The organism is Actinomyces sp. S6-Spd3 (genome assembly GCF_000758755.1).
GTDB lineage: Bacteria > Actinomycetota > Actinomycetes > Actinomycetales > Actinomycetaceae > Pauljensenia.
In genome coordinates this window covers 1-553 of record NZ_JRMV01000094.1, presented here as the reverse complement: position 1 = coordinate 553, position 553 = coordinate 1, and the positions used below count along the sequence as shown (strand labels likewise).

Below are 553 nucleotides of genomic sequence, written 5' to 3'. Positions count from 1 at the left end.
CAACGCCGGCCCGGTTGGTGCCGCGGAAGCCGACACGTCCGGACGCCCATTCGCCTCCTACTTCTCGGGTAACACCATTCAGATCTGCCCGGTGGGTGCGCTCACGTCCACCTCGTACCGTTTTAGGGGACGCCCGTTCGACCTCGTATCGACGCCGTCCGTCTCTGCGCACGACGCCTCTGGCGCCGCAACGCGTATCGACATTCGCCGCGGCGAGGTTGTTCGCGTTCTGGCGGGTGAGGACGCTGACGTCAATGAAGAGTGGATCACCGACAAGGATCGCTTCGCATTCACCTGGAGCACCGGCGAGGATCGCCTGACTGCTCCGCTGGTTCGCGAGGACGGCAAGCTTGTTCCCACCTCTTGGGCGGATGCGCTTGACCGCGCGGCTCGTGGCTTGAAGGAAGCCCGCGAAGCTGGCAAGACGGTACTGTTGCCAGGTGGCCGCCTCACGGTTGAAGATGGCTACGCGTGGTCTAAGTTTGCGCGTGTCGTCATGAACACCAACCAGGTTGATGGCCGCGTACGCGCCACCTCGCTTGAGGAAACGAAG

At 63.5% G+C, this 553-nt stretch carries 1 protein-coding gene; it reads left to right on the top strand.

What is annotated here, in order from left to right; all coding sequences use genetic code 11:
• On the top strand, positions 1–553 hold a 553-nt coding region (locus tag HMPREF1627_RS00560; protein ID WP_034500168.1), incomplete at both ends, for a molybdopterin-dependent oxidoreductase.